Annotated in this window: 21 protein-coding genes; 5 read left to right on the forward strand and 16 right to left on the reverse strand. The window is 42.0% G+C overall.

Features of this window, described 5'->3' with window-relative positions; translation table 11 throughout:
* From H065_RS27985 to H065_RS26515, 3 genes are all read left to right on the forward strand, one after another.
* On the forward strand, positions 1-754 hold a 754-nt coding region (locus H065_RS27985; RefSeq protein ID WP_017815039.1), incomplete at its 5' end, for a hypothetical protein.
* Positions 755-819: 65 nt separating this feature from the next.
* Positions 820-1293, forward strand: coding sequence for a hypothetical protein (locus H065_RS0120895; RefSeq protein WP_017815040.1), 474 nt, complete (start codon positions 820-822; stop codon positions 1291-1293).
* A 109-nt stretch (positions 1294-1402) separates the two neighbouring features.
* Positions 1403-2302, forward strand: a complete 900-nt coding sequence (locus H065_RS26515) for a copper amine oxidase N-terminal domain-containing protein (protein ID WP_017815041.1) — start codon at positions 1403-1405, stop codon at positions 2300-2302.
* 59 nt (positions 2303-2361) lie between these two features.
* Here the strand turns inward: H065_RS26515 and H065_RS0120905 are convergent, their stop codons facing one another.
* On the reverse strand, positions 2362-2781 hold the full coding sequence (locus H065_RS0120905) for a hypothetical protein (RefSeq protein ID WP_017815042.1): 420 nt from the start codon (positions 2779-2781) through the stop codon (positions 2362-2364).
* A 214-nt stretch (positions 2782-2995) separates the two neighbouring features.
* Between H065_RS0120905 and H065_RS0120910 the strand changes: the two genes are divergently transcribed.
* A complete protein-coding gene (locus H065_RS0120910) occupies positions 2996-3631 on the forward strand; it encodes a hypothetical protein (RefSeq protein ID WP_017815043.1) in 636 nt (211 codons plus the stop codon).
* Positions 3632-3787: 156 nt separating this feature from the next.
* Here H065_RS0120910 and H065_RS0120915 read toward each other — a convergent pair whose 3' ends face one another.
* The 15 genes from H065_RS0120915 to H065_RS0121000 form a co-directional block, all read right to left on the reverse strand.
* Positions 3788-4624 (reverse strand): alpha/beta fold hydrolase, encoded by an 837-nt coding sequence (locus H065_RS0120915; RefSeq protein WP_017815044.1) that lies wholly within the window; start codon positions 4622-4624, stop codon positions 3788-3790.
* 151 nt (positions 4625-4775) lie between these two features.
* Positions 4776-5339, reverse strand: a complete 564-nt coding sequence (locus H065_RS0120920) for a TetR/AcrR family transcriptional regulator (RefSeq protein WP_017815045.1) — start codon at positions 5337-5339, stop codon at positions 4776-4778.
* The gene (locus H065_RS0120925) at positions 5336-5797 is read right to left on the reverse strand and encodes a nuclear transport factor 2 family protein (protein WP_017815046.1); all 462 of its coding nucleotides are present in this window, start codon (positions 5795-5797) and stop codon (positions 5336-5338) included. Before H065_RS0120925 ends, H065_RS0120920 begins: the two co-directional genes overlap by 4 nt.
* A gap of 1207 nt (positions 5798-7004) precedes the next feature.
* The gene (locus H065_RS0120940) at positions 7005-8048 is read right to left on the reverse strand and encodes a glycosyltransferase (protein WP_238558007.1); all 1044 of its coding nucleotides are present in this window, start codon (positions 8046-8048) and stop codon (positions 7005-7007) included.
* An 81-nt stretch (positions 8049-8129) separates the two neighbouring features.
* Positions 8130-9659 (reverse strand): phytoene desaturase family protein, encoded by a 1530-nt coding sequence (locus tag H065_RS0120945; RefSeq protein ID WP_017815050.1) that lies wholly within the window; start codon positions 9657-9659, stop codon positions 8130-8132.
* Between the two features lie 49 nt (positions 9660-9708).
* Positions 9709-11106: an aldehyde dehydrogenase family protein gene (locus H065_RS0120950; RefSeq protein ID WP_017815051.1), complete on the reverse strand. Its 1398-nt coding sequence runs from the start codon at positions 11104-11106 to the stop codon at positions 9709-9711.
* Positions 11093-12601: a phytoene desaturase family protein gene (locus H065_RS0120955; protein ID WP_017815052.1), complete on the reverse strand. Its 1509-nt coding sequence runs from the start codon at positions 12599-12601 to the stop codon at positions 11093-11095. The genes H065_RS0120950 and H065_RS0120955 overlap by 14 nt, the downstream gene beginning before the upstream one ends.
* A 70-nt stretch (positions 12602-12671) precedes the next feature.
* Entirely contained in the window at positions 12672-13616 is a 945-nt protein-coding gene (locus H065_RS0120960) for an alpha/beta hydrolase (protein ID WP_238558005.1), read from the reverse strand.
* 163 nt (positions 13617-13779) lie between these two features.
* On the reverse strand, positions 13780-14748 hold the full coding sequence (locus tag H065_RS0120965; RefSeq protein WP_238558006.1) for an SDR family oxidoreductase: 969 nt from the start codon (positions 14746-14748) through the stop codon (positions 13780-13782).
* 358 nt (positions 14749-15106) lie between these two features.
* Positions 15107-16039 carry an AraC family transcriptional regulator gene (locus H065_RS0120970; protein WP_017815055.1) on the reverse strand — a complete coding sequence of 311 codons (933 nt, stop codon included), beginning with the start codon at positions 16037-16039 and terminating at the stop codon, positions 15107-15109.
* Between the two features lie 128 nt (positions 16040-16167).
* Complete coding sequence (locus H065_RS0120975) at positions 16168-16524, reverse strand: hypothetical protein (protein ID WP_017815056.1); 357 nt, start codon at positions 16522-16524, stop codon at positions 16168-16170.
* 325 nt (positions 16525-16849) lie between these two features.
* Positions 16850-18205, reverse strand: coding sequence for a glucoamylase family protein (locus tag H065_RS0120980; RefSeq protein WP_026136371.1), 1356 nt, complete (start codon positions 18203-18205; stop codon positions 16850-16852).
* 274 nt (positions 18206-18479) lie between these two features.
* The gene (locus tag H065_RS0120985) at positions 18480-19118 is read right to left on the reverse strand and encodes a sugar O-acetyltransferase (protein WP_017815058.1); all 639 of its coding nucleotides are present in this window, start codon (positions 19116-19118) and stop codon (positions 18480-18482) included.
* Positions 19119-19144: 26 nt separating this feature from the next.
* Positions 19145-20407, reverse strand: a complete 1263-nt coding sequence (locus H065_RS0120990) for an FAD-binding protein (RefSeq protein ID WP_017815059.1) — start codon at positions 20405-20407, stop codon at positions 19145-19147.
* 752 nt (positions 20408-21159) lie between these two features.
* The gene (locus H065_RS0121000) at positions 21160-21843 is read right to left on the reverse strand and encodes an SOS response-associated peptidase (RefSeq protein ID WP_017815061.1); all 684 of its coding nucleotides are present in this window, start codon (positions 21841-21843) and stop codon (positions 21160-21162) included.
* A 346-nt stretch (positions 21844-22189) separates the two neighbouring features.
* On the opposite strand from H065_RS0121000, the gene H065_RS0121005 reads away from it, so the two are divergent.
* The gene (locus tag H065_RS0121005; protein WP_017815062.1) at positions 22190-22654 is read left to right on the forward strand and encodes a hypothetical protein; all 465 of its coding nucleotides are present in this window, start codon (positions 22190-22192) and stop codon (positions 22652-22654) included.
* Positions 22655-22679: the final 25 nt, after the last annotated feature.

Below are 22679 nucleotides of genomic sequence, written 5' to 3' on the forward strand. Positions count from 1 at the left end.
TTTTAAAACACGCCCTAGTATTTCAGCTCTTGCTTTGTCATTTGGTATGCTTAATATGCCAATAACAACTATAAGTGCAGCCAATAATAATTTTAATATGTCTCAATATTATATGCAGAGCGACAATATGGAGAAAAAAGCCGACAAGAGTAAGGTCGTAGTAAGGGATGGGGCTGTTACAATAACTGCTACAAAAGAAGCTAACGAAGGGCCTCAATCCATTATTCTTCGTGATATTGTGGTCACAAGTAAGGAACAAAAATACCCTATTACTATTGATGACTCTTTATCTGATATACGTTCACTTGAAGTATCTCCTAACAAAAAATATGTAGCCATAGTAGGAAATGCTATGGATGGATCAAGATTGATCGTTTTAAATCTGACCGATGGCAAGTATAAATTAATCAATAATATTGTGAAAATGTTAAAAAACTCTCCTGATATTCCTTTTTGTAGTTGGTCACCAAATGGAAGTAAACTTGCTTTCACTTATGGAGATCCTGGAATTGGTAGAGTTGCAATTTATAATCTCTCTGATGAGACATTTACTTATATACCTAGGGAAGTAAATCTTATTGGAGCTATCCATATGTTTTGGAGTAAGAAAGGGGATACTCTGGATTATGTAGGCGAATATAAACCATCCCAATATAAACTATATCGTTACTCATTAAATACGAAAAAGGTTAAAACCATAACTCAATTAACAGAAAAAGAAGTCGATAACATTTGGGAATTAAATAAATTTTAATAAATTGTATCTTTATAAAAACACTTTTGAAAAAGATAAGTCAATTTGGAAATGAGGTAGATAGTTTGAATAGTGAAAATAAATTAGCTGAGCGCGCTTTGAAATGGTTTATAGAATCAAGTTATATCCTTATGCTATGTCGCTACAAGGGAGCTTTAGTTGCTTCGGATCTCGTTGAAACTCATCGTTTTGAATCTTTAGTACATCCAATAGTTCAAAGTCATGCTTTTTTTTTACGAAATGGTAAGGCCCCAGAGCGATTCCCAATGGTATTAGGTTTACAAAAGTTAGCTTATTTGAAAGATGATAGCTTGACACTAGAAGATCTGCAACTGACTCATATTGCAATGGAATCCCTTCCTTTTTTAATTGCAAGTGACTATGAAGATTTAAGATCATATGCGTATACTATTTTCGATTTTATGAATGAAGAAGAATATATCGATAGATTTAATGCTCACTTAAATAAACTAAGATGTGTGGAAGAAAGAGAAGGGTATCTCACATATGATCGGTTTAAGCAAATCACTTCACTTTAAATTTATATTAATTGGATTTTTGTTCATAATAAAATTATTATGTAACTTAATGCTTTTTTGGCGTCTCTAAATTGTGTCATATTACATTAAATAGAGGAGAATAAAGAAGATGAAAAAGTTACTTGCATTATTAGGGGTCACGACAACCCTGCTTTGTGGAAGTGCAACTTCAGCCATGGCAGCTTCAGATTATGTGCAGCGACCTATTCCTATAAATGTAAACGGACAATTTGTACAAACAGATGCGAACCCGGAAAAGATTAATAATCGTATTCTCGTGCCTATACGTGCACTCTCTTCCTTAGGACTTGAGTACAATTGGAATGGTGGTACGAAAACCGTTTCGATTACAAATGCAGATAAAAATCAGGTCAAGGTCACTTTAAATAGTAAAACATCATGGAGTAATGAGAAGAAACTTACACTTGATGTACCGGCTCAGATGAGACACGGGCGCGTCTATGTACCGATTCGTTTTGTAAGTGAAGCTTTCGGATCTCACGTTCAGTTGGAGCCGATTCGCCAAATTCTATTTGTCACTTCTGGAAACAACATCAATACAAAAGTGGATGAAGCCGGAAAAGATTTAAAAACAGAACGCCAAGCCGCTATTTCTCTTCCGATTCAAGCCGATTTTAAATTAATTAACTCACCCCAAAAATCATATATTGGAGAAGCGTATACGTTTCCTGCCGGTCAAGCTGATCAGTATACGTACACTGATCAACGTACTGCGACGGTCGTAAAAATTAAAGATGGAAAAGCGATTGCGGTAGGTCAATATTCGTATGGAGCTCTAGCTGATTTTTCAGCAGTAGCAGGAGAAATCAAAACCAATACAGATTCTGCACTTCGTCCATTTATAGCCGATCCAGTCAGTTTTCAAATAGAACCTTCAAACGAAATAAACGCTTTCTATATAGATGAAAAAGGAAATAATACACAGCTAAAAAACGGAATCTCCAAAATTTATACTGATTTGATCGTAACTCTCCCTAATAATAAATAAAAAAAGACTCCTGAGAGATCAGGAGTCTTTGATAAATGGAAAGATTAATTCCAGAAGTCTTATTTATTCTCTTGGGTCAGATCAAGAGTTTGCAGTTCATAGATTTCATAAGCATGTTCATTTACATATCTATCCCAAATTTCTACTTTATTGCCAACTTTAATATTACTAAAGTCTGCTTCTTCACGAACTTTGGTGTATTTTGTACTAGGATCTCCTTCTGTTCCAAAAGGCATCGGCGTATTAATGAAAAATGTAGAATTTTTGGTTACCGCATGACCAGATCCATCATCTAAAGTAATCCAGTAGTATAATTTTGCACCATCTATATTACTGTCTAACTTTTTTATCTTTGTAATCATACCATTATAATAAAGTTGCGCAGTAGAGGGTTTATCATTTTTGAAAAACAGCCAGGTTCCTCCAATAATGAGAGTTCCTATTAATACTGTAATCCATGGTTTATGTTTTGATTTCAACTTGTATTCATCCTTCCAATATATTGTATTTAATGTAAACGTAGAAGAAGAGTGAGAAGTTACATACCATTTAATTCTATTGAAATATCCACTCTTATAGGTAATGCCTACGGCAGTGTCTAAAGCACATGCAAAGTTACTTAATATTAATATGATTCTAAATTTAGAAAGTGTTTTTTTCTAACAATGAGAGTTAAATTAAGGAGATGTATATATGGAAGTAGGAATTTTAGGAGTCGTTCATGATGATGCATTGAGATTCCAGTACGATTTGACGCTTGAAGTAATTAAAGAATTAATTCTAGATTTCGATCCTGATGTAATATGTGGTGAGGTATTACCAACCAGTTTTGAGAAATACAAAGAAGATTCAGATAATAGAGGATACTGGGGTGAACCCCCAAGTGAGTATTATGAATTAATTTTCCCAATATGTAACCAACAAAAAATTAAGTTTGTTCCAATAGATTGGGTAGAATTAGATATATGGAATGATTTTGATCCTCTACGAGACTATAGTGGCCTTGAAAAAGAACATTTAGAAAAAGAATTGGAGATTTGGTGGGAAAAACAAAAGGAAGCAGCCATTAAAGGAGACATTCCATTTAATACAGCTTCCTTTGATACTGTTACTAAGCAAAAGTATCAGTGGTTAAAGAAACTTGATCAAAATTCGCATTTTATTAGATGGGAGTGTAGGCATTTGATTATGTTACAACGCATAAGAAATGCAATAAAAGATAATCCGAATGGGAAAATTTTATGCATTGTAGGAGCTGATCATAACCATATACTTAAGGAAGAATTAAATAATCTAAAAGATGTTCAAATTATATATCCACTGAGATAAAATTCCGTATAGTTGCCGTATCGGTGCAGATGTTCCATAATTCGATAGATAACTACTCTAATATCTGAATACTATGTAATAAAAGCAGAATGTCCCACCTGAAGATGGAGTGGGACATTCTGCTTTTTGGGTTTCTATTCTTATAACAAAGTAAACTTAACCTTGCAAGAATTCAATTAAGGCTGAATTGAATTTTTCATAATGAGTGGCATTAAATCCGTGTGGTCCACCTTCAACAACGACAAGATGGCTACCAGGGATAGATTCATGAGTACGTTGTCCGCTTACTTCCAACGGCACAATAGCATCGGAATCGCCATGGATCACCAATGTTGGAATATTAAATTTTTCCAAATCTTGACGGAAATCGGTTAGAGCAAAGGCAGCGATACAATCCAATGTACCTTTAGGTGAAGCTGCAGCAGCAATATCCCGGTTGTACAAGCGGAATGGTTCACTTACAAGATCAGTACGGTCTCCAGCAGCGAAGAAGTTACTTGTAAACCCATCCAGGAATGCCAGACGATCTGTTTTCACTCCATTTTGGAATTCTGCAATTGTCGCATCATCCAATCCGCCTTGAGGATTATTTTCAGTTATATAGAGATAGGGAGGAACAGCTCCTGCAAATACCGCTTTAGAAATGCGTTCTGTTCCATAGGTTCCTACATAACGTGCTACTTCACCGCCGCCCATAGAAAATCCGACTAATGTAGCATCATGCAGATCAAGATGAAGAATTAGCTTATGTAAATCCGAAGCAAAGGTATCATAGTCATAACCTTCCCAGGGTTGGGAGGACTGACCGAACCCACGCCGATCATACGTAATCACACGATAACCCGCTTCGATCAGTGCAGGAACTTGCTTTTCCCAAGACCGTCCACTTAAAGGCCATCCATGAATTAAAACAACAGGTTTTCCAGCACCATGATCTTCGTAATACAGTTCAATTGGTTGTGCATTTTCTTCGCCTACAGTTAATTTAGCCATTGAAAATCACTCCGTTAGTTGAATTTTTTATTGCCATCGAAGAATACATATCAATCCTGGGGTTATCTTTTATCCTATAAGTTAGGATGTGAATCATCTTCGTCGCTGCAGACAAGGATGATTCAGCTTTCAATAGAATAGCATGAATATTTCAATTACGATACACCGAGATTCGCTGTATAAGATTCGTTAATGTACGTTCAAAAAAAGAGTTGTCATTAAGAGCCCTGCTTAAAAGTAATCCTCCCTGAATGCCAACAATCGCTTCCTCTGAAATCTGATCGGCTTTCTCTTTGGGGACGTCTGCTCGAACGAGAGCTGCGCTTAATGCTTCAATCCATCTTACAAAGTATTGCTGAATAGCAGTAGTGAAGCGATCACGTGTCTCGTCTAAGGCAAATGCACCCATAAGGCATATGCGCTGACCAGATTGAAAATAAGTATCGACCTCTTGCCACATATGATCAATAGCCGACCAGGGTTCACTTTTTTCGAGTGGTTCAAATATATTACTGATAAACCATTGATCTACGTTATCAAGGATTACAGCAGCCATTTCTTCTTTTCCACCAGGGAAGAAGTGATACAAGCTGCCTTTCGATAAGTTGGTACGGGCTGTGATTTTGCTTAGAGATGCACCCTCATAACCCAACTCACGAAATACCTCGGCAACGAGAGGAATGATGTCCGATTTTTCAAAAACGGTACGAGTCATAGATTCAACTCGCTTAGGCTTGGATGGTCAGCAGGACGCGAGCCAAGAGGCCAGTGGAATTTTCGTTCTTCTTCTTGGATTGGCATATCGTTAATAGAAGCAAATCTACGTTGCATCAATCCATCCTCAGCAAATTCCCAATTCTCGTTGCCATATGATCTAAACCAATTACCACTATCGTCACACCATTCGTACGCAAATCTCACGGCAATACAGTTGTCTGTATATGCCCATAGTTCCTTAATAAGTCGATACTCTAGCTCTTTGGCCCATTTTCTAGTTAATAAAGCGACAATTTCTTCACGACCTGTTATAAATTCACTGCGATTTCTCCAAAAACAATCCTTTGTGTAAACAAGTGAGCAGCGCTCAGGATCTCGGCTATTCCAGCTGTCTTCTGCCATGCGTGTTTTTAGAATTGCTGTTTCGCGAGTGAATGGGGGAGTTAAATTGGTCATTACATTTCCTCACTTTCTATACTGTTTGTTTTACTATAAACCGATCGGTTTAGTGATGCAAGTATAAATTGGTATTTTTAAAAGATATATGTATAGATTTGGAGTTTATTAGGTTAAATTAGTTCATAACCATAGTATATTTCAGATCCATTTGATTATAGTTAAAGTACATTATCGCTAACACTATATACGAAGATACAGTATGGGAGAGTATCATGAGTAATTTGAATATCAATCGTAATCTGGGATGCATCCGTGGATCTTCAAAAGATCAAAGTGCAGATCGGTAAAGAGAAAGAACTGTTGCTGCAGATACGAAGACTGGAGTATTTTATTGCTCGCCAGGTAAAATATATCTATAGACGCTTTATAAAAATGTAGAATGCTCTACATAGTACGTTACTGTTAAATCGTCTTCAGTTTATTTTGCAATCAAGATCGGATAAAGAGATTGTAGTTGAAAAAGTAATCAATGAATTTCTAGATTGAATTGATAAATGAAGTAAGAGCGTATAGATAGTATGATCTTAAATTAAATAAAGGAGCATACAACATAGGTTTTTTATCAATAGAGCAGCATATATACATATGTACAAAATACGAGTTTTGTGATTATGTATGAAAGATTTGAAGTCACGTATGTTTTATCTTATTTTATATCTACAGTTATTACTCATATATTGTTTATCCCGTTAGCTTTTTATTATTTAACAATTGCTAATCTTAATTCTTTATTGCCGCTCTTTGATGATTTCAATATCTAAATTAAATAAACCCTGTACATTTTATTTTATCATGCCTACATAAGATTTATTTAATTTTATTGCTTACTACAGTTATTGTATTTGAATACTTATTTATTATTTACTTTAATTCATCTATTGATTCCAGCAAATTATTGATCATTTTTTCGATGATCTCGATTTCTTTATTAGATCGAGATTCTAGTAAAAATTGAAGTTGATTTAGTGCGTTACATTATTCTTTCTCTCTTTTTTTATTGGAAAATAATATCATATTAGACAAAGCTGCATATAGTTGAGCATCGGTTTTGAGGCTATCATTCCCTTTCAGGCGCACTTGTTCCTGATCCAGGTCATTCTCGGTATTCATATGTAATTTATACAAAGACCCCTTGTACGTTCAAAAAATGTACAAGAGGTCTCTCAAAAACTTGATTTAATAATTAGCTTACATCACGCAGTATTCAGACTTTGATTTTGCGACCTTTCCAACTCACGGAACGGAAAACATTTACCCTGATAAAAGAATATAAATAGATGCCTATAAAAAACGCAAACCATATCGGGTAAACAAGAAAAATCACTTTTTTGAAGTCCCCCACCCTACTGGCAAACCATCCTGTCTGAATGACATACAGAACATATAATATCCCGCTCAACAGGATCATAGCAGGATTCCATCCTATCAGAGAAGAAACTAGAGCGGAGGCAGCAATGAAACTGCCGGATATCCATAAGATGACCATCAACATGACAACTGGATGCGTCGATTTGGAACCGACGGCAAAACTTTTGCACCAGCCTTCGATCAGACTGCCAATGCCTTCAGGATACATGCGTAGAGATATAATACCTTTACCCCCTAGGCAGCGTACAGGAAGATTTTGTTCAAGAAACGCCTCTCCCAGTGCCAGATCATCCATGATGGCTCCTTCGATTATTTTATGCCCGCCGGACAAAAAATAATCGTCGCGATTGCATAAAATGCACGGACCGAACGAACCGGCCGTTTTAAACCGAGAACCCCAAACGGTAAATAGATTCATTCCGGTTACAACGATAATGTTAAAAATAACAGACAGATGTTCATACCAGTGCTCTACCGTATGAAAAGGCTGCAGCGCTGTAATACCTCTGGCTCCCTTTTCCTGATAAAACTGCAGCAGATGGTTTAGCCCCTCTGCGCTTTCGAATTTGGTATCCGCGTCCAAAAATAATAACCAGCTTCCTTTAGCCTGTTCGGCGCCGTACCAGCAGGCTGAAGATTTCCCCGCTCCTTCGTTCTGCAGCACCTTTGCGCCGAAACTTTCCGCTACAGCAGCGGTCTTGTCTGATGAATCGTCATCCACAACCAGAATTTCGAATGAAGTAAACCGCTGTTCCTGTAGGGACCGCAGCAAAGGCACAATCCTGCTTTCTTCATTTCTGGCAGGAATAATAATAGACAGAAACGGTAGATTGGTTGCCCCTCTGGCGGAGGCACGGGGCACAGGCAGCGACCAGAACATGAGGAAGCCGACTATCACTGTCCCTAATCCAATCGCCAGTTTGATAATGTCCAAAGCCGTTATAACATTCGCCCCCTTTCTTTATTTCACCGAATAATCAAACAGCTCGCCTGTATCATCCTGGATCAATTCCTGGGCGGCAATTTTGGCAGACAGAAGTACGATTGGAACGCCAGCACCGGGATGTGTACTGCTTCCCGTAAAGTACAAATTTTCGCAATCGCTCGCTTTGCTCTGCGGACGGTAGTGGTTGCTTTGTTTTAAAATAGGCTGCAAACCAAATGAAGCACCATTATACGCATTGAACTTGGAACTAAAATCCAGCGGTGTGATATGCGTTTCGGTCACAATCTCATTATCCACATTTTCAAAACCACGAATCTTTTTCAATTCATTTAAGATGTAACTGCGATAATAAGCAACCGTCTCCTCGTTCCACTCATAATTGGATTCGGCTGCATTGGATACAGGCATCAGAATATACAATCCATCTGTTCCTTCAGGAGCCATGGAAGGATCTGCTTTTGACGCGATATACACGTAAAAAGAAGCATTCGCCAGTTTTTTTCCATCAAAAATATCATTGAGATTCTGGTCCAGATCCTCATTGAAAATAAAATTGTGCACATGGTCCGTTTCTTCATACTTGCGGTTCATACCGAGGTACAGCAAAAAACAGGAGCAAGAATATTTCATGCTGTCGACTTTCTCGTCGGTATACTGTCCTTTGGAAGGCTTGTCTTGTACCAGATGCTTGATCGCATAAGGAAAGTCGGCGTTGCAAACGACATAATCCGAAGATATGTTTTGTCCGTCCACGACAATGCCTTCCGCTTTTTGATTTTGAATAGATATCTGCTGTACATCTTGGCCGTAATGAATGATTCCTCCAAGCTCTTTGAAGAGTCTTTCCATTGACAAAGCCATCGTATACATCCCGCCCTTAATAAACCATACTCCATATAAAAATTGAAGCATCGGAATCATGGTATAAAAAGAAGGGCTAGTTAGAGGTGAGATGCCAATATATAACGTTTGAAAGCTGATCATCTGTCTCAGCCTTTTGTTCTTGATATATCGACCGACAAATTTATCCGCGGTATCGTAAGGTTTTAATTTGATTGCCTTCTTCAGCATCGGGAAGTTATAAAAGTCACTCCTTTTACGGAAAGGTCTGGGAAGAATATAATTTTTAGCAATGATGAATTTTTGATAAATCTCATGCAGATACCGGAAAAAGCCTGCTGTATCTTCTTCACTGATCGCTTCGATCGTTTTGGTCAGCTTGGTCATATCGGAGGAAATGTCAAAAGGCTCATCAGGAATATCACTAAAATAAGCCCGGTAAATCGGATCTAGTTTTTCCATGGGAATATAATCGTCCGGATCGCGGCCGCATACTTCGAATAGTTCCCGATAGATTTCGGGCATCATCACGATGCTAGGTCCCAAATCGAATTTGTATCCTCCGTCCAGTTCGATCCGGTTCATTTTACCACCGGGTGTTGAACCTTTTTCGTAGATCTCTACTTGGTAGCCAGCAGCCTGAAGCCTGATGGCAGAGGCAAGACCCGCCACCCCGCTTCCGATGACAATTACCTTTTTACTCATACAAAATCCTCATTTCCGCATCCTGTTTCTTTGTTCCGATACTGGTCGTTTAAAGAATCCGCTTTCTCAACTTTTTCAAAGCTTTCATGTTTCGTTCCGAATAAGGCGGGAATTTGCCTGAAAAGCGTAGATAGTGATACGTTCGAACGCTCGTTTTTTCATAGCTAAAAGCCAAAAACCCGGCTTTGCCATGGTAAGCGCCATATCCGCTTTGGCCAACTCCGCCAAACGCAATATGAGGACTCGCCGCATGATGGATCACTTGATTGACACTAATCGTCGAGGAGCGCATGTATTCATTAAATTGCTCAATTCGATGTTTGTCAGTGCTGAATATGTATCCAGTAAGGGCATCGCGCTGAAGACTGCCGCTGGATAATAACGAATTCAAATCGGTATAGGGAATAACGGGAAGAACTGGACCGAAAATTTCTTCTTCCAGAACGGAACTTCCCGGTTCAATATCCGTCAACACGGTTGGAGCGATAAACCGGTCGGCTTGATCATACATACCGCCATACTCAACTGTGCCCTGTTCGATAAAATGGATCACCTTTTGAAAATGGGCTTCGGTACAGATTCGTCCATAATCTTCGCTTGTCTGAGGCTGCTCCCCATAGAAATCAGCAAGCACCGTAGAAATTTCCGCCAGCGTTTTTTCGTAAACGGAGCGCTGTACAAAAAGGGTATCCGGCGCAATACAAGTTTGGCCGGCATTGATGAATTTCCCCCATACAATGTCCTTAACAGCGGCTGGCGAAAAGCCCGTTTCGTCAAGGATACATGGGTTTTTCCCGCCGAGTTCCAGAATTACCGGCGTAAGCTGCTTGGCTGCCTGATCCGCCACCCGCTTACCGGTTTGCCCGCTGCCTGTGAAAAAAATCAAATCAAACGGTGATGCAGTCAGCTGGCTGGCGATTTGCGAATCTCCTGTGACCACGTGCAGTTGTTCAAGCGGAAATGCCTGATTGATGATTTCTTTTAGCAGCTCGGCCACTGCCGGCGCATATTCGGACGGCTTGATAATACAAGAGTTTCCTCCGGCGATAGCTCCGATCACAGGCATTAGGGTAAGCTGGACCGGATAATTCCATGAACCGATAACCAGTACGCTTCCGTACGGATGTCTCTTTTTCCGGAGTGATTCGATATAGCCTAATTTCAAGTGCCGGGAACGCCGGGTACGATTCCATTTAGCGATATGCTTGCAGACGTAATCGATTTCGTTCAACAGAACGGCAATCTCCGATGAAAAAGATTCAAATGCCGGTTTACCCAGATCGGAATACAGGGCATCCGTTAATTCTTTTTCGCGTTTCACCAGAATATTTTTCAGCTTTAAAAGCTGGTTTTTACGCATCTCGTTTGAAGAGCTGCCTTGGCGCAGTAATTCTTCACGCTGCTTTTCAGGCAAGGTCTTCAGAAAAGGATTTTCATTGTCCGGCATGTGCAACATCCCTCTGCACAATTTTTTTGCTGACCAGCTGGCCGCTTAACGTAACCATCGGCATTCCACCGCCCGGGTTTACCGTTCCACCTACAAAATAGAGATTGTTATAGCGTTCGCTTTGTTTGGCATGCTTGAATCCTTTATTTTTTTTGCGATTGGATACCGTTCCATAAATAGCACCGCGGTCAGAGCCATACGTCTTTCTGATATCTTCTGGTGTCCACATATCTCTAGTTACGATATTGGCTCGCAAATCATCTAAGCCCATTTTTTCCAGTTTGATCAGAACTCGTTCAGCAAATTGCTCATAGTCCTGCTGAGTGAACGGTTTCTGATCCCGTATGTAAGGAATATGGGGTAGTACTTTAATATTTTCATGTCCTTCAGGAGCCTGCGACGGATCGGTTTTATTCACGTTAACCAAATAAATGACTGGATCCTCCGGCAGGGTATGTTCATGGAAAATGGACTGCATTTGCTGCTTCATGTTTTCCGCGAAAAAGAAATTATGATGGCGAAGCTGAGGATAGCTTTTTTTCACGCCCAAATGCAGCACAAGACCCGAACTGGCCGGTTCGAATTTTTTCTTTAATTTGTCTACAAAGCGGTTGTCTTCTTCCAATAAACGTTCGTAAACCGGGATGACCTCCATATTGGAAACGTAATAATCTGCAGTCAGCTTTGTTCCGTCTTCCAAAAAGGCGCCCGTGATTTCGTCGTTGTTTTTTTCGAGTTTGACGATGGGTGTACCGAGATGGAAATGAACTCCCACTTCCTCGGCCAGCTTCACTAAACCATCTGCCAGTTTATTCAATCCGCCAGGTACGTACCATAGTCCCTGATCATGTTGCATATAAATCATCATATTCAAAACAGCCGGTGCGTCGTAAGGCGACGAACCCACATATTTGATAAAGTAGGACAGCATATCGCGCAGCTGTTTATTGCTGATCCGCTTGTCAATCGCTCCATGAACAGTAGAAAACAAATCGAAATTTTTTAACGCACCAAACAGGCTCGTATGCTTCATAATTTCTCTTGTGCTATCTACACCATGCTTAAAATAGGTTTTGTCCGTCATATTGTAGATTTTTTTGGAATATTCAAGCAGATTCTGATACTCGCGCATATCTTTTTCACTCAGGGAGTCGTTTTTCTCCTTCATGTCCTGCAGATTTTCATATAGATCGATGATATTTCCGTCAGGGAAAAAGGAACGCCATTGATGGTTCAGCTTTTCGATCGGAACATAGTCCTGCATGGATTTACCGCTGGCATTAAACAAATGTTCAAACACTCGGGGCATTGTCAGAATAGATGGGCCCAAATCAAAACCGAAACCATCCTGGTCCAGTCGGTTCAATTTCCCTCCGATGTGATTGTTTTTTTCATATAAAGATACCTCGTATCCTGCCTGTGCCAGCGAAATTGCAGCTGACAGTCCTCCGAGTCCGCCTCCGATAACCACTACGTTTTTATTTGTCGTTTTCACTTGTCTTGTTTCTCCTTCCATCAATCAAGAATGGTGTTCATTGTGGCTCTAAGCCGGCATATGCCTTACTTTATTCTGCATACCGCTCATTCGCCGTTTCTTTGATTTTACGTGCAATCATTTCCCAGGCTTCCTCCGCTTTTTCTTTTGGACCCAGGTGGGTAAAAGCGTGTTTGCAGTCTTTGAATACTTTTTCCTCAATATGTACCCTAGCTTCCTTTAATTTCTCCGCATAATATTCCGCTTCCGGTCTGAAAGCATCATGTTCTGCGATGAGAATAAGGGCAGGTGCCAAATGTTCGCTGACGACAGCGCGAACCGGAGAAGCAAGAGGATGTTCTGCTTGACCTTTTTCCGGGACGTAGCACATGTTCAAAAAGTGAGCGGCCTGGGGATATCGTGCCCGCCATTTGTCCGTTTCCGGCTTGTTGGCATGCGGAGTCGCAAAATCCAGCATCGGGCATGACAGCACTTGAAGCAGCGGTTGCTTTTCCTTTTTTTCCTCCAAATAGAGACAGAGCGCAGCGGCCAGATTGGCTCCCGAACTTTGTCCGCCGACCATTATTTTTTCCGTGTCGATGTTCAAATCGTCGGCTCTACTCTGAATCCATCGAAACACTTCATAGACCTGTTCGACTGGATTGGGAAAAGGGTACTCCGGCGCTTTTGCATACTCTACATTCGCAATGATGCATGCTGTCCGGTTAGCCAGGTAACGGCAGTACGGATCGTCCATCTCCTTTTCGTGCATGATGAACGCTCCCCCGTGAAAATTAATATACAGCGGGAATTTTTTCAGTTTGGATTCCGAGGGATAGTAGAAGGAAATATCCGTGAGTTTTACAGACGTCTCTACTTTCATCTCTTTTTTTTCCTTCACTGGCTCGAAGGGGAGCATGGGCGTCTTTTTCGCCTGATTAGGGAAAAGACGGAGTAACCTTGCAGCCATAAGGGTGAACATTAGGATAACCTCACTTTTTAACCGTTTAAACTGAAAATGAATCGTTTCTAGCATTAGTTCTCTAATGCTATTACCCTTTTTTCCTTTAAATGTACTAACTTTAAAAAAAAAGCGTCAAATACTGATTAATCAGCGTTTGACGTGACATTTTTGTGAAGAATATCTCATATTTATATTACGCATATGAGTTCTCCATTCAATCCCTATTTAGAAAACTTTATTTCCCGAAATAATACCCTTTCTTTATCTCGTCCAGCAGACCCGGGTGCTTCGCCTTCCATCCTAGCCTTTCACTTGTAAGTGTCGAGGATACAGGATTGTCTGCAGCAGCAAATGAACTCAGCCAACCGAAATGGTCTGCAGCTTGATCCGCTTTAATCGATTGGATCGGCAGACCGCTTTCCAAGCCGATCCATTCTGCAATATCCGCAAAAGGAATTCCTTCATCAGCAATTGCATGAAATCGGGATCCTGGAGTTCCTTGTTCTACAGCCAGTCTGAATAACCGGGCTGCATCGAGCCGGTGCACGGAAGGCCAGCGGTTGGCACCTTTCTCGATAAAAACGGACTTCTTTTTGGAACGTGCGATTTTAATGAGTGAAGGTAGCAGTCCGCCCTGATCTCCTTCTCCGTATACGATCGGCGGTAAGCGCACTATGGAAGCGCGAATCCCCTTTTCCGTCTGAATCAGCAGCGCTTTCTCCGAAGCCAATCGGCCGCCACCGACCGAATAGGGATCACCATCGTCTTCTTCCCTCGCCAATCTTCCCGCAGTAAGCGTCATCGTCGGCATAGCAATGACGAGCGCCCCTTGTTTTGCGGATAGTGCTGCGCCGAACGTTTCGATCGCGCGTTGCTCCATACGGATAGCCGCAGCCATGAACCGAGTAGACGCCTGACGGGGAGCCCCTCCAAGTGCAATACGCAGACGTGTCGACAGTCCGGCATGCGAAAATTTATGAAAAAACGCTGTATGGATTACCGTATCTGCTTTGTCTGCGGCTTTGCGCAAAAGTGCGGTATCCTCGACAGAACCTCGAATCGCTATTGTACCGATCGAAGTCAGGCGTTCGGCCGCCTCCTGCGAACGAACAAGACCAATCGTTTCGTGTCCATTCTCGATCAGTTCGCGAATAACAGCTGAACCGATAAATCCACTTGCTCCCGTTACTAGAATACGCATCATATTTCCTCCTTGTATGGTAACGCTTTTTCGATTGAACCCTTCGATTTATTGGAGTCTTTTGTGCTGGAACATTCCCTATCCTCCTGCTGAAGCTGCAAATTCTGAATACGGTACATGTTATTTACTATTTTAGAAAGAAAGCCGATAGAAAGTTTGACTATTTCACGCTTCTTCTTGCCTGATTCGAGATGTTTGAACGAATCGAGCGGTTAACCGTATTGGCTGCGCAAAAAGACCTGACACCCAAAGGGCAGCAGGTCTTTTTAAAGCAACCGACAAGATCTATAGAAGGTGATACGTTTAGGGAACCCTTTCTGTCCTTAGGCGAATACTTATAAGCTAAGCTGACAAATAGTCTCTACTGTCTCCATTTGGCGATGTCTCGACTCGGCGGACTACCGAAAAAACGGCTGTAATCACGGCTGAACTGCGAATCGCTCACATAACCGACCAACCGGCAGGCGGTAATCGCATCCCGTTCCCCGGAGAGCATCAGCCGCCTGGCTTCCTGTAGACGGAGTGCTTTCTGATACTGCAGTGGACTTACGGCGGTGACCGACTTGAAATGTTCTCGGAACGATGACTCGCTAAGATGGACCATATCCGCCAGCTCAGCAATTTTGAACGACTCCGTAAAATGATTCCTCAGCCAGTCAATTGCTTTAGCAACGCGCTGTATGCTCGATCCGGATAGTACCGTTTCTGCTACGTAGACCCCGATTGGACTGCGTAGCAGACGAATAAAAACTTCGTCTTCGGCCAGCGAGAGCAGCAGTCCGTTATCATCGAAATCGTCCAGGCATGCTACCAAGCGAGACATGGAAGCGATCAACGCTGGTTCGGCTTCCAATACATAGGCAGCACTCCGGTTTTCCATTATAGGCAGTCCGTCCGGGTAAACTTTCGGGACGAGCGCGGCAATTTTATCCGGATCAAGATAAATGCCTACACCCAGGAAAGGTTCGAATGGACTTGCCTGCACTGTCCGGATCGCTACAGGCAAGGCTACCGGAATGACCAGCAATTGGGCGCCAAAGTATTCGGCCGTTTCCTCGCCGATTCTAATGATTTTTTTGCCCTGTGCTGCGATTCCTATGGTTGGCCAATACATGGTATGCATGTAATCAGACGGTTCCGGCTGCGAATAACGGTTGAAATATAATCCAGGAATGCGCGCGGCAGAGGTTCCGTCCCGCGTCATATGTAGATCAATCAGTCGGGCCAAACGGGCCGTTTCCTCACGTGCCTGCTCTTGCTTGTGTCCCGGCGAATGCTCGCTCCATTTGTTCATGAACCAGTATGCAGCTCCTATCGGATAGATTTGATTTTCATCTTACCATATGAGGTGATTTAATTCCGTTCAAAAGAATAAGAGGCAAAAAAGAAAGCTCTTTAAAGGCTCTCTTTTGCCTCTATATTTTAAATGCCATAGAAAAAGATAAACGTAGAAAGCTTGTATTTATAATACTCAGTCCCTGCTTTGGGTACGAAAATATATGCAGGACGAACGGGCCTTCCGGGAAAGTAATACATTTGATCTTTGTAGGGTCCTTCCCCTTCCGTGAATTTGGTTAACGTCGATGTACCGATATCTACCGTATCAACGTACGCCCATTTTTGCCCGTACGCTTCGATTTCTGGTACGTGCGCTGCCCACCGCTTGACGGTAGAATATATCGTTGGTTTCACCTGGTACATCAGGAAAAGTTCTGTACCAATGTAAATAATGAATAGTGCTCCGATCGCCACTATCCATTTCAGCGCTTGTTTGCGCATATTCACACCTCTATTTCTGTATTAATTTTCGTTGCTATATACATGCGTTATGACATTTGTGTTCCGTGTCCCCCATTTGATATGAAAATCATCCAGATCTGAGTCCCAGTTCTTTTTAACAACGAGATATTTGGAGTTTGTTTCGAGTATTTTGCGAACATACTCTCTATATCCTATAACCGTAACAATAGTTCTCTTCCGAACTATTAGGTATTTCGGACGTTATGCCATGATCCGGATTAATGCATGTCAAAATAAAGGAACAAAACAGATTCGTCTCTGCTTTGTTCCTTTTAAATACGTATAAAGAAAAATCCTCTTGATTCTATTGAATCGAGAAAACTTCTTTCTTTAACAAGCCTTCCGGTTTCTTGCCGATCGGGTCCTTATGGAAGTAATCACGAATGACTCCATCTTGCAGATAATTGGCAATTGATACCATAATCATCCCTTGATCAAGTGCCAAGTAAGCTTTGGCCAGTTCGCCGGTCTCTACATTGACCGAGTCATAAAATCCGTACTTGCCAGCCATTTTCAATTTTTGCAGTGCTTTGATATTCTTCTGCGCTGCTTCTGGCGCATATTCCAGAGCCAGGAATGTAGCATGTGCTGTCACCGTGGAACTGTCCTTGTATCCTGAAGTTCCAAGCGGTGTCGCTGCAAATTCGCTGTATCCTGTCGGCGTTGCCGAAGGCGAAAATCCCCATGCAGGATAGCCCTTTTCTTTGGCATATTCAATCTGCAATTGGACATGTCTTTTATTATTCAATCCCAGCGCTTTGGTGCCCAGTTCTTTTTCATTTATGACGATACCCGGCATAAGCGCTTCGAACATGCTGCCTCCCCAGCTGGGTACGAACTTCTTGCCTTTGTATATATAACTTCCTTCAAACACCTCTACCCCATCGTAATTGACCACCTTACCTTGAGGAATCTGTGATTGCCAGTCGTATTCTGCTGGCATGGTACGATACATTTTCCACCAGTGTTCCTGTGGTACGTCTCCCTTACCGATTGCAATATAGCTTCCTACACGCGGTTCTGTATAGAACATGCCATAATGATGATCGGTTAGTGTCCCTTTGGCGACGTCATAGCCTCCCCGGAATTGACCCACTTCCGGATCGTACAATGTTGTGTAGTTCATATTGTCGACCATTTTGCTTGTTTGTCCATGCAGCTCCGGATACGCTTGACCAACGACGATTAGACCGGCTGACAACCAACCATTGTCTACCTGGGAGATGAACTGTCCCCAGTCTTTTTTGAGTGATCCGTCATCCGTGTTATACCAGTTATAGAACAGCCCGTTCCATTTATCCAGCTTCTCCAGTGTACCGATAGTTGTCTGCAGACGTGATACTGCCTCCTTCTTACTAATCAGCCCCATTTGCTGCGCAGATACAGTACTCATCATGTACATGGCAATATTGGTAGGCGAAGTACGTTTGGCTTCTTCGGTCCCTTTATCCGTAGTTCTGACCTCGTCGTAAGTGAGCCCAGTATCAGGATCTGTATAATCGGTAAAGTATTTATATGTCTTTTTTGCAATCGCTTTCAATTCTTTGCTGAATCCGGATGCTCTTTTGGAATCCTGACCTGCTGCAAAGCCAGACGTAGATATCAGATTAGCTAGTAAAGCAAAAGCTAACATTAGACTGAGTATTCGTACTTTTCTCATGATATTGCCTCCTTTTCATCTATTCGAAACGTTTCGACATTATGATAGCATGAATTTTCCAATCCGGTAAAGATCGAATAGTAAAAGCTTACAATTATGAAGAAAGAGCAAGCAAGTTATCTGTTATTCATAAAACAGCTATCTTGCTTACTCCCACGAAATCGGTTGTAATTACCTTTTCTATATACTCAAGGATTAACACGAAAGGTCAACAATGAAGTATATAGAACCAGTCAAAACATCAAAACTCAAATAGTTCGCTTTAGCATGCCCTTTACTCCCTAATCCGACAATCTCCCATAACTTCAGGTTGATAACGCATACTGTCTGACTCGGTAATGGTTCGGATCACTTTACATGGAACTCCAGCTGCCAAGGAATGAGCTGGAATATCTCGTGTCACTACACTTCCTGCGCCGATTACACATCCGTCGCCAATAGTCACGCCACCACATACCGTTACATTGGCAGACAGCCACACATTATTGCCGATCGTCACCGGTTTGGCATAACATAATGAATTGACTTCTCCATGCTGATCAATCATCTGCTGGCGTTCCGAAGCAATCAACGGATGCACCGGAGTAACGATAGTAACATTCGGTCCGAAGCTCGTATAATTGCCTATTTTTACCCTGGCGTCATCCTGAATCGTTAAGTTGTAATTGGCAAAAAAGGAACTGCCAATCTCGGTGTGAGTCCCATAGTGAAAGAAAATAGGACCCTGCAAAAAGCACTTTTCTCCTCGTGCACCCAGTAGCTGCTGAAGAATCTCTTCTCGTTCCTCCACTTGATCCTCGAACGTAAGACTATATTGATGGCTAAGCTTGTGCGCTTTGGCTTTGATTTTTCGCAGATCGGCATGACCTGGATTGAACAATAACCCATCAAAAATTCGTTGTTCTTCCGTCATCGTGCACCGCCTTTTCAAAGGTTGAATCAATTGGTATGGCTCCGAATATACGTATCCAGATAAGCATTGCTGAATTTCCCGGTAGGATCATACTTGTGAATCAATTCCTGAAATGCCGGTAGCTGATCAAACTGCTGCTGCAATGTCGCCGCTGGAACAGTGAACAGCTTGCCCCAGTGCGGACGCGCATGAAATGGTGCGAGTGCCTTTTCAAGCAGTGGCAGTACACGTTCCACACCCTCCCAATCGTCTTTCCAGGTAAAGTGAAACGCGACCGATGGCTGATTGTAAAACGGACTCATCCACAGATCATCTGCAGCGATTGTACGTACTTCACTCACAAATAATACTGGTGCCAGATGCTCTCTCAGTTCATGCACAGCCAAGCTCGCTTCGTACATATGCGCACGAGCCATCAAATACTCGCTCTGCAGCTCCTTGCCGGCACTTGGTGTAAACTCCATTTTGAAATGGGCAAGCCGCTCATGCCACATTCCTGGCTTGCCCAGCTGCTCGGTACAGTTCTCGGCATGCATATCCGGGAGCGGATGCAAGGGAACCGTCGCAGGTACTGCCCCATAAAAGTCGGCACGTCCTTCGTAACTTGGTCCGTCTTCCTCTCTGCTTTTGGTCCATACCTGGTGAAAGCGCAACTGCTGCCAATCGGTGAACAAACTGACACTGTAGGCGCTTGCAAAGATCTTTTCACCATTATGCTGAAGCTCGGATACCGGCAGATTCTCATATACAAACTGCCTTACCTTATAAGTAGGCACTACCTTCAGCGTGAGCTTGGTAATGATGCCAAGAGCGCCCAGATGGATAACGACACCGGCAAACTCCTCGTCCCCTCGGTTAAACGTATGCAGCTGACCGTTTGCGTCAATCAGTTCAATCCCTTCGACAGCCGCTGCCAGGCTGACATTGCTGCTACCCGATCCATGGGTCGATGTCGCTATCGCGCCTGCAATAGTGATATGCGGCAAAGATGCCAAATTATGCAGCGCGTAACCGGTCTCACTAAGCTGCGCACAAAGATCTCCATAGGTAGCACCGGCTTCTACCGTTACTGTACTGCGTTCTTCGTTCAATTCCAGCATACGGTTCCAATGACGCAACGATACGAATACACCGTCTGTATCGGTAACCGAGTTGAACGTATGACCGCTGCCCAGTACTTTGATCTTTTTATGATTTTGGATCAATTGCTGCAGCTGGTCGATACTTTCAGGATAGATCATTTCAGTAGCACCGTATGTATAGTTACCGGCCCAGTTTTGATAACTCACTATAAATCCTCCCTTATTCCCCAATATGAGGTTGCCATGTTGATTCCTCTAATATAGCAAACTTCCTGTCTATAAATCCAGAACTCATACAGATTAACAATGGGCTTATTTAATTGCATAATCGTATAAAATTCAGTCCAAGCGAAAAAAGTAGGGTCCATTTAATCCATTAATTCTAAACCGGTGTTCATCCAGCCACTGCGGACTTCTATCATCGAATATCTCTTTATCAGAGTAGTTGGAATCCTCCGGTACAGTAATCGTAATAACATGATCGCTTAACCTTTTCATCAAAAATCCATGTTTTTGTTGAAATAATCTATAGTGCGATATTCTCGCTTCCCACAAATCCTTTCGCTTTTCTATGATAATGCCATTCTTGTGAGAAGGAGAGTATTGGTATACAAACTCATAAGGATGAAAAAGTGCAGTGGCTGAACCCTGGATAAACAAAATAAAACTGATGATAATGAATACAATCAGCCGTCTGCGTTTGGTCGAATTTTCTTTTGCAATAATATAAAGAATAAAATGATATTGGCTCCAATCAGCGGGAGATAATAGGTCTCCCGCAGCCAGATAATATGATCCCCTCCCAATAATAAATACAAAACAGCCGCATCGAGAGTGAAAATTGTAATTTGAACGTATAGCAGGATTTTTTGCATCTTTGAGTATATATTTTCCAGGGTACTCCCTTGTGAATAAGATCTATCCTTTTGGATAGATCTTATTCTAACGGCTATATGGAGTTATTTGGAATTTAGGGGTACTTCCTCGATCAACTCTGCATTATGATTGGCCACATTGCCGACGGATTTGGAAACCGGATATTTTATCATCTCCTTATCCGGATACGCGACCAAAAGCTTTTGCAGATGGTCTTTGTCTATCATCTCCGGGTCGAGCCAGGTATTCAGCGCCTTGGCGGTTAAAATGACCGGCATCCGGTTATGTACCTCGGCAGCCATCGTATTGGGCTCTGTCGTAATAATCGTACAGCTGCGGATTCGTTCCCCATCCTCCGGAGATTCCCATTCGTCATACAATCCGGCAAAAGCAAAAGGTTCCTTCGATTGCAGTTGAAAACGGTACGGCTGCTTTTCTTTGCCTTCTTTTTTCCACTCGTAGTATCCATCCGCTATAATAGCTACCCGGTGTCTTGCAATCAGCGAGCGAAAGGAAGCCTTGGTGCTCAGTGTTTCTGCCCGGGCATTGATCATTTTGTAGCCGATCTTGGCTTCTTTGGCCCAGGAAGGAATCAGACCCCAGCGGAAACCCTCCAGGCTACGCTTTTCATTGTCCTGATGCAGAACAGCAATATCTTGCCCGGGAGCAATATTGGTTCGTGCCTGTAGATCGTATTGAACGCTGGTAATATGAAAGGCTTGCTGGATCTGATCGAGATCTGACAGCAATGTAAATCGTCCGCACATCAAAATGACCTCCTTAAGAAATGGTATAAAAATGAATACCCTCTCCTACCATTCAATCAACCACTGCCTGTCGTATAGGATCAAATGTATCTCATATATGCCTGTAAATAAGAGGCTGAAAAACATAAAATAGTCGTACTTTATAATATGTAGTATATTTTTACAAATAAGGATATTAATGAGGTGTAAACTGGTATATACTCTAGTTGTGTTCCACTATATTATCCTGCATCAGGAACCTTTTACATACATACTTATGAATGTGGGATGTGGATACTCAAAATGTATAGCACTTCTGCTGTTCACGTATTACCGCACGATCATAACTGATATGGGAGGTTTTTTTATGTTCAAATGGTCTACCTTTATGTTGTCCGCGTCCCTTCTTGCTGTGACTGCAAGTTCATCATCCGTATACGCGGCTGAGGTCGAGAAGTCTAGCTCTGTCTCTTCTACCGTTCCAAGTAGCTATGAGGCTGCAGCCGTGCAGTCTTCGGGTTATCAAGGGGTTGAGAATTATCACAGCGTTCGGTTCTCTATTGATTTTATGGATACGATCATGGCAGGAGGCAGTGAGCCGCGGGGACGGTTTTATCAGGCGCTTCAAGAAGCTATTGGTGCACGGGTCATTTTTTATGACTTCTGGAGTGACCATATTATCATCAAGGTTATCGACAAGGAATTGACTCCCGAAGAAGCCAAGGTAGTCAAAGACAAGATGAATAGCCTGCAATGGCTGCATGAGACCTACGGTGTTCCGATGGATCAAGAAATTATTACCGATATTTACTGGTTTGACCGCTGGGCATAATGATCCCAAGCGTCTGCATGTAACT

It is taken from the genome of Paenibacillus shenyangensis, from assembly GCF_000346635.1.
In the GTDB taxonomy this organism is placed as follows: domain Bacteria; phylum Bacillota; class Bacilli; order Paenibacillales; family Paenibacillaceae; genus Saccharibacillus; species Saccharibacillus dauci.

Coding starts and splice junctions, on each gene's coding strand:
- H065_RS0120915 (WP_017815044.1), bottom strand. CDS start 4,624: ATGGCTAAATTAACTGTAGGCGAAGAAAATGCACAACCAATTGAACTG.
- H065_RS0121000 (WP_017815061.1), bottom strand. CDS start 21,843: ATGTGCGGACGATTTACATTGCTGTCAGATCTCGATCAGATCCAGCAA.
- H065_RS0120970 (WP_017815055.1), bottom strand. CDS start 16,039: ATGAACAAATGGAGCGAGCATTCGCCGGGACACAAGCAAGAGCAGGCA.
- H065_RS0120965 (WP_238558006.1), bottom strand. CDS start 14,748: ATGATGCGTATTCTAGTAACGGGAGCAAGTGGATTTATCGGTTCAGCT.
- H065_RS0120910 (WP_017815043.1), top strand. CDS start 2,996: ATGGAAGTAGGAATTTTAGGAGTCGTTCATGATGATGCATTGAGATTC.
- H065_RS0120950 (WP_017815051.1), bottom strand. CDS start 11,106: ATGCCGGACAATGAAAATCCTTTTCTGAAGACCTTGCCTGAAAAGCAG.
- H065_RS0120925 (WP_017815046.1), bottom strand. CDS start 5,797: ATGACCAATTTAACTCCCCCATTCACTCGCGAAACAGCAATTCTAAAA.
- H065_RS26515 (WP_017815041.1), top strand. CDS start 1,403: ATGAAAAAGTTACTTGCATTATTAGGGGTCACGACAACCCTGCTTTGT.
- H065_RS0121005 (WP_017815062.1), top strand. CDS start 22,190: ATGTTCAAATGGTCTACCTTTATGTTGTCCGCGTCCCTTCTTGCTGTG.
- H065_RS0120920 (WP_017815045.1), bottom strand. CDS start 5,339: ATGACTCGTACCGTTTTTGAAAAATCGGACATCATTCCTCTCGTTGCC.
- H065_RS0120985 (WP_017815058.1), bottom strand. CDS start 19,118: ATGACGGAAGAACAACGAATTTTTGATGGGTTATTGTTCAATCCAGGT.
- H065_RS0120960 (WP_238558005.1), bottom strand. CDS start 13,616: ATGCTAGAAACGATTCATTTTCAGTTTAAACGGTTAAAAAGTGAGGTT.
- H065_RS0120940 (WP_238558007.1), bottom strand. CDS start 8,048: ATGTTCTGGTCGCTGCCTGTGCCCCGTGCCTCCGCCAGAGGGGCAACC.
- H065_RS0120975 (WP_017815056.1), bottom strand. CDS start 16,524: ATGCGCAAACAAGCGCTGAAATGGATAGTGGCGATCGGAGCACTATTC.
- H065_RS0120945 (WP_017815050.1), bottom strand. CDS start 9,659: ATGAGTAAAAAGGTAATTGTCATCGGAAGCGGGGTGGCGGGTCTTGCC.
- H065_RS0120980 (WP_026136371.1), bottom strand. CDS start 18,205: ATGAGAAAAGTACGAATACTCAGTCTAATGTTAGCTTTTGCTTTACTA.